13 protein-coding genes are annotated in these 12640 nt (G+C 35.4%); all 13 read left to right on the top strand.

Features of this window, described 5'->3' with window-relative positions; all coding sequences use genetic code 11:
• The first annotated feature begins 131 nt into the window (after positions 1-131).
• The 13 genes from WMZ97_RS16560 (at position 132) to WMZ97_RS16620 (ending at position 12533) form a co-directional block, all read left to right on the top strand.
• Complete coding sequence (locus WMZ97_RS16560; protein WP_343273206.1) at positions 132-332, top strand: hypothetical protein; 201 nt, start codon at positions 132-134, stop codon at positions 330-332.
• Positions 333-1340, top strand: coding sequence for a DDE-type integrase/transposase/recombinase (locus tag WMZ97_RS16565; RefSeq protein WP_343273207.1), 1008 nt, complete (start codon positions 333-335; stop codon positions 1338-1340).
• Between the two features lie 157 nt (positions 1341-1497).
• Positions 1498-2655 (top strand): TniB family NTP-binding protein, encoded by a 1158-nt coding sequence (locus WMZ97_RS16570; protein ID WP_343273208.1) that lies wholly within the window; start codon positions 1498-1500, stop codon positions 2653-2655.
• Between the two features lie 104 nt (positions 2656-2759).
• Entirely contained in the window at positions 2760-4280 is a 1521-nt protein-coding gene (locus WMZ97_RS16575) for a TniQ family protein (protein ID WP_343273209.1), read from the top strand.
• 433 nt (positions 4281-4713) lie between these two features.
• Positions 4714-4875 carry a hypothetical protein gene (locus tag WMZ97_RS16580; RefSeq protein WP_343273210.1) on the top strand — a complete coding sequence of 54 codons (162 nt, stop codon included), beginning with the start codon at positions 4714-4716 and terminating at the stop codon, positions 4873-4875.
• 892 nt (positions 4876-5767) lie between these two features.
• Entirely contained in the window at positions 5768-6427 is a 660-nt protein-coding gene (locus WMZ97_RS16585) for a carboxymuconolactone decarboxylase family protein (RefSeq protein ID WP_343273211.1), read from the top strand.
• Positions 6428-6606: 179 nt separating this feature from the next.
• The gene (locus WMZ97_RS16590; protein WP_343273212.1) at positions 6607-7200 is read left to right on the top strand and encodes a TetR/AcrR family transcriptional regulator; all 594 of its coding nucleotides are present in this window, start codon (positions 6607-6609) and stop codon (positions 7198-7200) included.
• 106 nt (positions 7201-7306) lie between these two features.
• Entirely contained in the window at positions 7307-7438 is a 132-nt protein-coding gene (locus tag WMZ97_RS16595; RefSeq protein ID WP_343273213.1) for an anti-repressor SinI family protein, read from the top strand.
• 104 nt (positions 7439-7542) lie between these two features.
• The gene (locus WMZ97_RS16600; RefSeq protein WP_343273214.1) at positions 7543-8598 is read left to right on the top strand and encodes a M42 family metallopeptidase; all 1056 of its coding nucleotides are present in this window, start codon (positions 7543-7545) and stop codon (positions 8596-8598) included.
• Between the two features lie 167 nt (positions 8599-8765).
• Positions 8766-9110 carry a nucleotidyltransferase family protein gene (locus WMZ97_RS16605; protein ID WP_343273215.1) on the top strand — a complete coding sequence of 115 codons (345 nt, stop codon included), beginning with the start codon at positions 8766-8768 and terminating at the stop codon, positions 9108-9110.
• Positions 9065-9481 (top strand): HI0074 family nucleotidyltransferase substrate-binding subunit, encoded by a 417-nt coding sequence (locus tag WMZ97_RS16610; protein WP_343273216.1) that lies wholly within the window; start codon positions 9065-9067, stop codon positions 9479-9481. The genes WMZ97_RS16605 and WMZ97_RS16610 overlap by 46 nt, the downstream gene beginning before the upstream one ends.
• 304 nt (positions 9482-9785) lie before the next feature.
• A complete protein-coding gene (locus WMZ97_RS16615) occupies positions 9786-10784 on the top strand; it encodes an LLM class flavin-dependent oxidoreductase (RefSeq protein ID WP_343273217.1) in 999 nt (332 codons plus the stop codon).
• 492 nt (positions 10785-11276) lie between these two features.
• Positions 11277-12533: a C40 family peptidase gene (locus WMZ97_RS16620; protein WP_343273218.1), complete on the top strand. Its 1257-nt coding sequence runs from the start codon at positions 11277-11279 to the stop codon at positions 12531-12533.
• Positions 12534-12640: the final 107 nt, after the last annotated feature.

The following is a 12640-nucleotide window of genomic DNA, read 5'->3' on the forward strand; positions in this document are numbered from 1 at the left end:
TGAATATTGTTTTCTTTTCCCCATAAATCTACTTTAACATCTCCTTATTTCGTGTCTAGATTTATGGGTCCATTATAGAAATTAGGCAAAAGAATAAATTATATTCACAAAACAATACAGTGACAGCAAAAATGATTGCACAATATATTATCGAATCTGAATTAAAAGAAGAAGAATTAATAAACGAAAATTTATCTTCCACTAAACCAGATTTAGAGGTTTTTGATAGCAAAAATGGTTCAAATGATAAAAATATGGATGATGAAAATTCTAGTGAAACTGATGATATTTATGATGATGACGATCTTGAGATATTTGGGGAGTTGATATAGGTGACAAAAGGAAAAAGATTACTTGAACAATACCCTTCATCAAAATCTAAGAATAAACGAGAAGATTCATTAAATGGAATTACAAATGAGCAAGAGTATGGGCTTGGAAAGGAAAGAAGAACCTTATATAAATATGAGGGATTTTATAAAGAACTAGAATTTACTAATTCGAAACATGCTGAAGGTATTTTCGAATTAGTATACATTGACCATACTAAATTAGATATAGAAGTAGATATTGATGGTAGGCATTCTAAGCAACTTTGGTTAACACTAATGATTGATGATTATTCAAGAAGGGTTCTTGCTTTTTATCTAACCTTTGAAGAACCCTCTTACAATAGTTGTATGATGGTTATTAGGAAGTGTGTAAAAAAATATAACCGACTTCCAAAAACTTTAGTATTAGATGGTGGAAAGGAATTTAATAGTGTTGATTTTGAAGTTTTTCTTGAAACTTATGGAATTCATATGCAACAAAGACCACCTGCAAAGGCGGGGTCTAATAATGTGGTTGAAAGATTATTTGGATTAACAAATAAATTCCTTATCCATAACCTTATGGGAAACACAAGAAATGTACAGCAGGTTAATAAATCTGTGAACCCCAAAAACCATGTAGTATGGACACTCGATTCCTTAAATAAACGACTTGAAAATTGGATAAATAATGTATATGACAATTATATAAATCTATCACTTCAACAAAGTCCCAAAGAAGTATTTCTTAATTCCTTTGAGGTATCTGGACATCCGAATATCTATATTCCTTATGACGAAACGTTTATTTTGATGACACTACCTTATCCAAAAGGTAAAACCAGAAAAGTTCAGCCAAGACGGGGGATTAAATTAAACTATTTATATTATTGGTGCAAACAATTTAACGATCCAATGATTGAGTATACTAAGGTTGAGGTTAAATTTGATCCGCTAAATACTGGAATATTATATGCGTATGTTAATAATCAATGGATTCGATGCCAACTTAGTGTTACAAGTATTTAAATGGTAAGACGGAGAATGGATAAAATTATAAGTTGTAAGGGCTGACTTAAAGATAATTAATAATGAAGAAACCTGATTAAATAAAGTGAAACTATGGGGGATACAATTGTTCAGAGACCGTATATGATGATTGTGGGATTGTGAGGAGTTGGTTTAGGTGGCAAAAAAACAAAGGTTATTTGAAGAAGATCTTTTATCAAAGTCTAAAAAAGAGCGCGAAAAGTTTTTTAATGATTTTACTGTTAGTCATACAAAAATGAAACAAGTTTCAGACGAATTAAAAAATGAAATTTATAAAGGCTCACAAAACATCATTATGGTCGTTGGCCCATCAGGAGTTGGAAAATCCAGACTCTTTTCTGCAACAATGTTATCTGTTCTCAGAGATATGGAAGAAGAAACTGAGAAAGATAGAAGCATTATCCCTATCTCTGGTATTGAGCTTCCAAATCCAGATTTAGGGAAATTCAATTGGAAAGATTTTTATTATAGAGTACTTTCATCATTAAGGGATCCTTTAATTGATTATAAGATTGATGTTTCTGATATTGAAAAGAAAAATAAAAAAAATAAGAAAACTGACAGTAACAACCCCCTTAATGCAAATACTGCGCCAGAGCTACGTAGATCAATAGAGAGTGCATTTTTTAACAGGAAAACAAAAGCACTTCTAATTGATGAAGCACAGCACTTTTTTAAAATTAATTCAGAAAAAAGGGGTAGCAGTGAACAGAACCAGAGGCAATTTAATTCTATTAAATCATTAGCAAACATGAGTACCACAAAAATTGTTTTATTTGGAACTTATGATTTAAATGCTGTTTTCAATTTAGATGGTCAGTTATCTAGAAGGGTTAAGGAAATTCACTTTCCGAGGTATGATTATACTAATGCTGAAGATAGAAGGTACTTCCAAGCTTTATTATTCACCTTTCAGAAATTGTTACCTGTGGAGAAGGAACCTGATTTAAAGAAGTACTCGGAATATATATATGAGAATTCCATTGGGTGTGCTGGTATTCTGAAGAATTGGTTACAAAGATGCCTTTCAGATGCCTTAGAAAGAGAGGAAAAAACTATTACCTATCAAAATTTGAAAAGAAATGTTTTACAAACGAAAAAGCTTTTAACACTAGCAAATGAAGCAATTACTGGAGAATCCTATTTCAGTGATAATAAAAAAGACAAAAAAGAGCTTCAAACTTTGCTGGGAACTAAAAATGAGAAAGATAATGAAAAACCAAAAAGAAAAAATAATCCTAAGCCAGGAATAAGAAAACCAGAAAGGGATACTGTAGGGTTGGCCCAAGCTTAGGTCCTATAATATATTAGAAAAAATTGAGTGGGTACTTCCTACTCAATTTTTTATTTCTTAAATTTACTTGTTAACGTATTATCATACATCAGGGGGAATCAGTAATGAATTTACATTTAAGTAGTTTAGTAGATGAACAAAGGATAGTAGATAATTTTTTATCCACCAGAACAGAGTTATATAATATTGAACCGGTTGGTATTGGTACACCTTATGTAGAAAGTCTATTAAGTTATATTGCTAGATTAGCAGAAAAACATAATATTAGTGAAACAGTTATGCTAAAAGAGGTCTTTGCACCAGTTATGGAAAATGAAAATATCAAAATCGATGTATCTCAACGAGGTAATACCTATAGAGAACATCTTGCAAATGGTATATCTACCTTTAGCTTAGAGCTTATTAGTAGCATTGAGAAACTAACTGGGCGAAAGGATATACAATATACCACAATGATTAACTGGGGTGGTTTATTTAATGAAAATATAGTCAATAGAAACAGAAGGTGGTGTCCTTTATGTTTGGAAATGTTTCAACAGGAATTAGGTATAGTTTATGAGCCACTTCTTTGGGCGATTTCAGAAATTAAGGTGTGTGATAGGCATCAAATAAGTCTAAAGGAATTATGCCCTCACTGCGGAAAAAAAATGTCTTATATTCATAGAAATTTAATAGTTGGTCACTGTCAGTATTGTTTAAAGTGGTTGGGAGAAAGTAATTCAAATGAAAATAAGATACTTTCAGAAGATCAAAAAAATGTTTTGAAAAATTATAAGCAATTATTTGAAGTCTCTCCTAGTTTGAGGTCATTCCCAAATAAAAACTGTATTAGTAATGTTCTACAAAAACTAGAAAAGCAATTGGAGTTTGAAAGTTTGTTGCAGTTTTCGAAATTTCTAGGAGTTAATTATTCAGGAATGTTTTATTGGGTGAAGAATAAAAGGAATCCATCTCCAGAAAAGTTACTTCATATAGCAAATAAATTAAGTTGTACCATTTACGAAATGATTTCGGATGAAAATTTGTATTTAAAGGTGAAAGTAGATGACTTTGATAAGAGTAGAAAAGTCAGTAAGATTACAATAGTAGAAATGGAAAGCTATTTAAGAGATGCCGCTTATACAAAATCTACTCCTAAAAGTCTTGCTGAGGTTTGTAGAGTAGGAGGTTTTAGTAGAACGGCAGCTAAAAATAATTTCCCTCATTTAAGTCAATTGATTTTAGATAATTTCGCTTTACATCGTAAGAATTCCGTTATCCAGCGACAAAAAGATATTGAAATTATTTTAAAAGAAATATTGACCCATGAAAGACCAAAGAGCTTAAAGAAAAGTCTAAAGGATTATGGATTATCCATAAGAACAGCACAAAAATATCACCCTGAATTATGTAAAAAGATTATTGAAAGACATCAGCAGTTTATTAAAATTGGGAAAGAAAAAAGAATCAAAGTTATAGAAAAGGAAATAAAAACTATTATGTTAGGTTTGCATCAAAAAGGTATATATCCAAGTTTTAGTCAGATTAATAAAGTGATTTCAGATCCAAACATATTTATGGAAAGACATTTTAGAACCTTTAGAAATGAAATGTTAGAATCGTTAGGTATAAAATTTGAAGGCTAAAGCTAATTTATTTTGGAGTTATTATATTTATTCATAGTCGATTTAAAATGTATTATAAAAATAAAAAAGTTTGTTGAAAATAAATACTGAGAATGCGCAAGCAACATTCTCGGATAACATGATAAAGATGTTCAGACGGCGTTCCTTCTGAATAAAGAAAATGTATTTTGCTTTGTACAGTATCGAACCCTCACTCTTATTTTGATTTTAGCGGATTAAAGGGTGGGGGTTCACTTTTTTTAAACTAACCTTTAACAATTAATGTGTGAATAGTAATATAGACACTAAGAAAGTGTTAATCCCTAATGATGTACGGATTAAGAAAAGACTACTTATTAACTAATGTTTATAGCTTGGTATGAATTATCTGGTTCTATGGCCCTGTTAACTTAATTGTTTAAATTCTATATTATTAGATAGAGGTGATGTATATATGAATGGAAAAGAGGAGAAATATGAATATAGTGATGATGAAATCTTGGAAGAAGCAATTGAACTAGTTAAAAAAGGAAGCACATATGAAGAGGTACAAAGGAAGTTTAATCTGTCAGATGATGACATTAATTTGATCGATTTTGTTATTAACGAGTTCTAATTCTTGTACAAAATTAGGAACTTGGCTGTTAGGAATTAAGGCAATGAATTAAAGGACAGGTTAGATTAAAGTGGAGCTAAATCTAACAAGCTAAAGGCAGCAATTTTTCCCAGACTTTCAGTAATAGGATCGCAATTGTTTAAAATCATTTGTCTAATTCCTCGGTACGGATGTATTAAACTTTTTTATCTTTCAAGTTCCTCAAAGTTGCATTTCTTGTTTTCTTGAAAATACCCAATGGTAAATGTGTTGGCAACGAGTGGTACATACTTATAGCCATAATCAAATAACAATAAACCATAAAATTTCCTAAAATAAAAATGTAAAGCATAAAGCTTCCTAAAAATCTAAATATGTAGTAAAACACGACTTTATTCGAAAAGTAATTTAATTTATTGGAGATAAAACCTTAATGAAATGGTGAAAAGCCTTGTGGCTCTAGGGTTGGAAACTATATGCTTTATTGCTAGGAAATTATATGCTTTACGTCACATATTCAAAATTGGAAAACATTTAAATTGCAAAATAGACTTCGTTACAGTGCAAAAAACTTCTCTCCAAAGTTTTTTTATTTAATGATTCTTTATTATATTTCCCATTTCTCGGTGTTACTGAGTTGTATTTTGTTAAGATCCATTTTCGGCTCTTTTTTTCTTTACTGTGCACTCTAGTTAAAGTTATTGTTCTCTCTCCGTTAATTATTCCGGCTAAATAGGCGGCACCCCATTTTTTAATTCGTTAACACCTCTTTTCTCTTTGGAACTCATATTTTATTAATATTAAATCATTCTAATGTATTCAATAATATTTGTTGTTTTGAACTTGATTAAAAAGGGGAAAGTTTAAGATAGTTCCTATTAGGTAAAAAAAGATTATGAAAGGGATGTTTTACATGGCAATAAATCTCTATCAACGTGGAAATATGGAAAATTTAAATCAACTAAAGGATTTCGTACCGGATCAAATGCAAGCTTTTTCAACATTTAATGAAGCGGTGTTCAAAGAAGGAGCGTTGACGAATAAGCAAAAAGAAATCATTGCCGTATCCGTCGCCCATGTAACTGAGTGCCCATATTGTATTGATTCTCATACCCGAAAAGCAAAGGCGGCTGGGGCTTCGTTAAAAGAATTGGTTGAGGCGGTGTTTGTTGTTTCGGCAGTAGAAGCAGGCGGTGCAGTTACACATAGTACGAATATGCATAGTGCTAAGGATACGGAAGCGCCGGATACATTGTATCAACGATCTAATTTAAAAAAACTCGGTCAGCTGAGTAAGAGCGCTCCTAATGGCTTTAAAGGTTATTCCAACTTCAGTGCCACGGTAATGAAAGATGGAGAATTGAGTGCCGAATTCAAGGAAATTATTGCGGTCGCGGTCGCACATGCGACATTATGTCCGTATTGTATTGATGTTCACACGAAAAATGCCGATAAAGCGGGTGCGACCGAAGAAGAGCTTTCAGAGGCAGTACTGGTAGCATCGGCATTGCTTGCGGGTGGATCGTACGCCCATATGGCGAATATGATTCAAAGCTTTAACGACGAGGTATAAACCGATTTGTTTCAGAAAAAGGACTTCCTTTATGCAGGAGGTCTTTTTGTTTGCAACAAACATCATTGTTTTCAAGAATTTAAAAAATATTTTATATTTATACCTTGACTATAGGGAAAAAGTATCAGATAATACTCGTGAGTAATATAATGAATGTCAATAGTTGGAGTTGTCATAAAATGAGTAAACGAGGGAGAAAAAAAGGGGCAAGCGGGGAGCAAAGCCGGAAACGGTTACTGGAGATTGCCGCTGAAGAGTTTGCGGAGAATGGCTATTATGCAACAAAGATTAGCACGATTGTGGCGCGGGCAGGATTAAGCCAGCCAACCTTCTATCTATATTTTGAAGGAAAAGAGGAGGTATTTACGGAGTTGGTTCGTTGGTTTCGGACAGAATTGGAAAATTTAATTGCAAATAGCAGGCTGGAATCTGGATTGACGCACACGCTCTTTCCTGACCGTATAAAAGAGAAGTTAACCACTATTTTCTGGTTTTTTAGGGAAAATCCGCACTTAACCAAGATTGGATTATTTGTCACTGCAGAGGCAGATGAATTAAAGCAACAATTATCCAAGCAAATAGCCACCAATCTTATTGCTGAACAACAAGATGGTTATTTTCGTTCGGATATCGATATGGAGGTTGTTGCTGAAAGTATCATGGGAATTATGGAACGACTGACGATGACAAAATTGCTGCATGGGCTAAACACTCCTGAAGAGCTTACCGAGACAATCGTGAATCTTTTGGTTTATGGACTGCACTGTCATTAATCGAACCTTCAGGAGGGTTGTCTGTTGCATAATGACCGAATGAATGCCTGATGTTTGGCGGTTTTATGTGTTCTGGTGTAAAAAATCAGGGGAGATGATGGGGCTAATGAAAGTGATCGAGGGAACAAAAGAAGGGCGGGTTAGCGACGAGTGGGTTACATTGATCCTGCTAGCGAAAAAATTAGGATTCACGCCAGATGATATTAGAAAGTTCCTGCAAGCGAACACAAAAAAGTAGACAGGAAATGATTGGAGAAAGACGCTCCATCACATAATGCTTTTGTTTCCTTAAAATTAACGATACAATAATTGGTGGATAGTTGTTTTTGAAAGGAGATTACCATGTCTACATACCCAAACGTCAAGGAAACAAAAGACCAAATTAAGCAATTGGTTTCAATACCGAGTCCTTCAGGTAAGACGGAAAATGTCATTTCACATGTGGAAGATATTTTTAAAAATTTGCAGGTGGAAACAAGACGTAATCGAAAAGGTGGATTAATCGCCACATTGCCTGGTGCAAATGATCAGGAACACCGCATGCTAACAGCCCATGTCGATACACTTGGTGCGATGGTGAAGGAAATAAAGGACAATGGCCGGCTTCGTCTCGATCTCATTGGCGGGTTTAAATACAACGCCATTGAAGGAGAATATTGTGAAATCGAGACATCGAGTGGTAAGACGTATACAGGTACGATCCTGATGCATCAAACATCGGTCCATGTGTATAAAAATGCTGGGGAAGCCAAACGCAACCAGGAAAACATGGAAGTACGGATCGATGCGAAGGTGAAAAATGCAGAAGATATTCGCAACCTTGGCATTGAAGTGGGGGATTTTGTTTCGTTCGATCCACGTGTTCAGTTTACGGATAATGGATTCATTAAATCGCGTCATTTGGACGATAAAGCAAGTGTTGGTATTTTATTGCAGTTGATTAAACGCCTAAAAGAGGAGAACACAACCCTGCCATATACGACCCATTTCTTGATCTCTAATAATGAAGAAATTGGCTATGGAGGAAACTCGAATATCCCGCCTGAGACGGTTGAATATTTAGCGGTTGATATGGGTGCCATGGGTGACGGCCAATCAACGGATGAATATACCGTTTCGATTTGTGTAAAAGATGCTAGCGGACCATATCATTACGCATTGCGTAAACATTTGGTCGAATTAGCAAAAACAAATAACATCGAATATAAATTGGATATTTATCCATATTATGGTTCAGATGCCTCAGCAGCAATCAAAGCGGGTAATGATATTGTTCACGGTCTAATCGGCCCTGGCATTGATTCATCACATGCATACGAACGAACCCATGAGAGCTCGTTAGATTATACGGAGCAATTGTTGTATCATTATGTGCTTTCGGAGATGGTTACGTGTTAAATTGCTATAAATGTAGCGGACTTACTTGTATAGGTGGGTCTGCTTTTTTCTTTTCTACAAATTCCCTGAATATCACTTGAGTTGAATAAACATTCACATATAATGAAGAACTCAAGATGAATCGACTGAATATGTTATAATAATGAAAATGATGAAAGGTGATTCTCGTGAGCTATAATATGCAAAATAGAGACCAAGTATTGAACTATTTAAAAAATATTATTATTTCTACATTAAATGATACCCCAGCTAATATATATTTGTTTGGTTCATGGGCTCGTATGGAGGAAAAGAGAACCTCAGATATAGATATTGCACTACAATCTCCAGAAGAAATACCAAATCTTAAATGGGTGGAACTTCGGGAACGCATTGAGGAATCAACGCTGCCATATCGTGTTGATTTAGTCGATTTATCAAAAGCTGACCAAGAATTTGCAAAAAAGGTTGAAAGGGAGGGAATAAAATGGAAAGATTATTCGAACGCATTCAAGTCGCAAATCGAGCATTGAATACATTAGCCGAGTTGATCAATATAAAGGATCTGACAGATATTGAACGTGATGCAGCGATTCAGCGTTTCGAGTATAGTTTTGAAGCATGCTGGAAAGCAGGTAAAAACTATTTGTACGATGTAGAAGGTCTTGATATTGGTTCGCCTAAGGGTGTGATCCGTTCGTTTCGGGAAGTCGGAGTCTTTACGGAGGAGGAAACTGTTTTGGGCTTAAAGATGGTGGATCATCGCAATATGACAGTACATACATACAACGAATCGCTATCCACTGAAATAGCAAGCGTTCTTCCACAATATTATCAATTACTGCAACGTTGGATTGAACGGATCAAAAGCCGATGTGAAGAAGATAATCAGGAGGAGGATTAGGATTCTATTCTTTAATTTAATTGCTATTATATTAATTTTAATGGGAATCACAACATTGTATCGCTCGCTCAACTATCGTTTTCCACAAGCATATTTTACATTAGGGCAGTGTAAAGTCCCTTTTTGGCTTTGTAAATTCGCTGCTTCTATATTTGTTATTGTACTGGGGATTTACGTTTTGGCTATCAATGAACTGTAAATAAAAATGACTTAATCGTACGCAGCGGTTAAGTCATTTTACTTAAACCTAGCGAAAGACATATACTATGGACAGATGAATTCGTACAGAAAGCAGGGATACGTCGTGAAACTTAGTATTCTCGATCAAGCACCAATTCCAGCCGGAAAAACGGCACAGGAGACATTACAGGATTCGATCAGACTTGCACAGGTTGGTGATCGGCTTGGCTATACACGCTATTGGATTGCTGAACATCATGATTTGACCGGATTGGCGTGTCCTGTTCCGGATATGATGATTGGTATCATCGCCTCACAAACAAAAAACATTCGAATAGGTGCTGGTGCCGTGTTATTACCGCATTATAAACCGTTTCGGGTAGCGGAAATTTATAATATGTTAGCAACCTTATATCCAGATCGTATCGATTTGGGCATTGGCAGGGCACCGGGCGGCTCGGCGGAAGTTACGATGGCATTGTCGGATAATTTTTTGGAACAAGTACGAAAGGTACCGGAAAAGATTGATGACTTATTGCGCTTTTTACATCATGGTTTTCCGAAAGATCATATGTATGCCAAAATAAAGCCGACACCGGTACCATCCATTGCTCCGGAGACATGGATGCTCGGGACAAGCGGGAAAAGTGCGGTATTAGCCGCGGAAAAAGGGATGGCTTATACATTTGGTCATTTTATGAGTGATGCGGATGGTCCAGCAATTGTTGAAAACTATCAGCGGTTGATGGCAGAAAAACATCCGGAACAGCCGGCAAGCGTTATTGTGACGATTACCGTCGTTTGTGCGGAAACAACGGAAAAAGCGGAACAACTAGCTATGAGCAGTTTATTATGGAATGTATTACGTGCGAAAGGGGAGGGAGAAGAAGGAGTACCAACCGTGGATGAGGCACTTAGTTATCCCTTTTCGGAGGAAGAGCAGGAAATGGTACGTAAAGCCAAAGAGAAAATGGTGATTGGAAACCCGCAAGAAGTGGAGGAACAGCTTAGAATTTTGCAGCAAGCCTATCAGGTGGATGAGCTGATGATTGTGACAATTGTCCATGACCATGAGGCAAGAATCAAATCGTATGAATGGATTGCTAACGAACTTCTTCGGTAAGTCTGACCCCATTCTGAAGGAAAAACAGTAATAGCTGGCCCCATCGCTAGGTTGGTAGAGCAACTCGGCTATATTGGGCGAGCACATAAACAATCTCACGCTTTGTTGTATATTTCGAAAAGGACCAGGACGGATTCATCAAACGATGGGTTCGTCCTTTTTAAAACTTGTAACAAAAATTAGGTCAAAAGAAACATGTAAATATTGGAATGGAAAAATTAGCATAATCGATTGAAGTCCTATTATGACGGTTTTTTTGTAAAAAGAACGCGAAATTAACATCGAAAAAAGCAAGTTTACGTCAAAAATGAAATATAATTGTAATATTAGTATTACACGTTTGTCATTTTTAGATGATATACTACGAATTACCTAAGGAAATAAATACATACATAGATTTAAAAAACTAATAACATAACTGTAAAAAAGCTTATACGAGCTATCATACATAGAGAAACACGGTTATGTATAAGGGAAGCGGGGAAATTAAAGTTGAAAAAAACAATTGTTACACTATCCACTGTTGCTGTGGTTGGTTTTTCGAGTGCATTTTTTGCGGAGACAGCGCATGCGGAAAAATCCGTCTCCCAAATTCAAACGGAGCGTACAGAGGTTAAAGCCAATCTTTCAGATGCAGAGGCGAAAATTGCTGATGTTTTACTAGATTTAGAGGCTTTGAATAAAAAAGTTGCCAGGGTTGATCAAGCATTAGCCGATAATAAAAAACAAGTGAATAAAACAGAAGATAAGATTAAAAGCGAGAAGAAAAAAGTAGATAAGCTGGAAGATGAAATACAAGTATTGCAGGATAAAATTGAAGAACGTTTTGGAATTATGAAAGAACGAATTAAATCCTATCAAAAAAATGGTGGGGACGTTCAATATTTAGATGTCTTGTTTGGAGCAAAGAGCTTCGGTGATTTTATCAGCCGTGCTTCCGCAGTTTCGACCATTTCTGAAGCTGATTCCGATTTAATGAAGCAACAGGAAGCAGATAAAAAAGAAGTGGAAAAGAAACAAGATGCAGTAAAGGACAAGCTTAGCGATTTAAAAGATATGAAAGCAGAACAAGAAGCAATGCAAGAGACAATATTGGAACAAAAGAAGCAAAATGATAAAGCAAAACAAAAATTACAGGATAAAGAAGCAAAACTAAAAGATATGAAAGCAAATTTGGAAACTAAAGACAGTGATCTTGCTGACCTGGAAGCAGAAGTCCGCCAAAACATGGCAGAAGTAAATAATGACTCTCCTGCACAAAGTGCTCAAAGCAGTACAACATCACAAGCGACGGCAAGTACAATAGCAAGTTCAGCAAGCAAGCCAAAAGCAAAGACTGCTTCAAAACCTGTATCGAGCAGTAGTACGGGATCAGCGATAACGGCAGGTAATAAATATATCGGAAACTCTGTTTATGTATGGGGCGGCGGCCGTAATTCCTATGATGTGGAACATGGCAGATTTGATTGTTCTGGTTTTGTTTCCTGGGCCTATTCACAAGAAGGAATCTCCCTTCCTGCTACTACATCAGCATTAGTGAACAGTGGAGCCAAAGTCTCATCCGGCAACATGCAACCTGGTGATCTACTATTTTTTGATACGGATGGAAGAAAAAATGGTCATGTTGGAATTTATGTAGGCGGTAATAAATTTATTGGATCACAAAGTTCTACTGGAGTGGCAATTGTTAGTTTGTCTAATCCTTACTGGTCAAAAGCATTTAATGGTAATGTACGACGCGTTAAATAAATAGAAATAATAAAAGAGGATGATCTCATGTGGGAGATCATCCTCTTTTATTTATCTTAACTTTTAACAGGAGTAAACTCCCACTTCAAGATTTTAGGATAGCATAA

Origin of the sequence: Lentibacillus songyuanensis (genome assembly GCF_039548255.1) — a bacterium.
Taxonomy (GTDB): domain Bacteria; phylum Bacillota; class Bacilli; order Bacillales; family Amphibacillaceae; genus Lentibacillus_C; species Lentibacillus_C songyuanensis.

What these genes read in the sequence shown, in the direction of transcription:
- WMZ97_RS16560 (WP_343273206.1), top strand. Translation starts at nt 132, where the DNA reads ATGATTGCACAATATATTATCGAATCTGAATTAAAAGAAGAAGAATTA.
- WMZ97_RS16575 (WP_343273209.1), top strand. Translation starts at nt 2,760, where the DNA reads ATGAATTTACATTTAAGTAGTTTAGTAGATGAACAAAGGATAGTAGAT.
- WMZ97_RS16580 (WP_343273210.1), top strand. Translation starts at nt 4,714, where the DNA reads ATGAATGGAAAAGAGGAGAAATATGAATATAGTGATGATGAAATCTTG.
- WMZ97_RS16585 (WP_343273211.1), top strand. Translation starts at nt 5,768, where the DNA reads ATGGCAATAAATCTCTATCAACGTGGAAATATGGAAAATTTAAATCAA.
- WMZ97_RS16590 (WP_343273212.1), top strand. Translation starts at nt 6,607, where the DNA reads ATGAGTAAACGAGGGAGAAAAAAAGGGGCAAGCGGGGAGCAAAGCCGG.
- WMZ97_RS16595 (WP_343273213.1), top strand. Translation starts at nt 7,307, where the DNA reads ATGAAAGTGATCGAGGGAACAAAAGAAGGGCGGGTTAGCGACGAGTGG.
- WMZ97_RS16600 (WP_343273214.1), top strand. Translation starts at nt 7,543, where the DNA reads ATGTCTACATACCCAAACGTCAAGGAAACAAAAGACCAAATTAAGCAA.
- WMZ97_RS16610 (WP_343273216.1), top strand. Translation starts at nt 9,065, where the DNA reads ATGGAAAGATTATTCGAACGCATTCAAGTCGCAAATCGAGCATTGAAT.